This is a genomic window from Sphingobium sp. CCH11-B1, assembly GCF_001556865.1.
GTDB lineage: Bacteria > Pseudomonadota > Alphaproteobacteria > Sphingomonadales > Sphingomonadaceae > Sphingobium.
On record NZ_LSJY01000013.1, the window covers coordinates 1 to 378 of the forward strand.

Annotated in this window: 1 pseudogene; it reads right to left on the reverse strand. The window is 60.8% G+C overall.

Annotated elements, in window-relative coordinates:
* Nucleotides 1-9: 9 nt before the first annotated feature.
* Nucleotides 10-378: pseudogene (locus AX724_RS02065) on the reverse strand (hypothetical protein); the annotation flags it as partial.

Genomic DNA, 378 nt, shown 5'->3' on the forward strand with positions numbered 1-378 from the left:
CCCAACGCGTCAACAGAAGGAACCGTTCAATGCGATCTTGACAAGGCCCGGATCATACAAGTCGACCTTGGTGCGCCGATAGCCGAAGATATTGACGAAGGTGAAGTCGTCCGACAGATCGAACTCGGTCCGGTTGGTGATGCCGAAACGCTTGACCTTTTCGAACGCGTCGACGTCCGAATTGATTACGCGCGGCCCGCGCGCGCGCTGCAAGGCCAGTTGCGCCAGAGCCGCCGCCGCCGTGCCCGTCGCCGTCAGCCCGTTGGGACCGGGCAGCACATTCGTCAACACCGACGCGCCGCCGACCGCATCATTATGGTAATAGATCCTATGCAGGCCGGATCGGCTATGCCGTTGTTCCGTCAAACCCCACGGAGA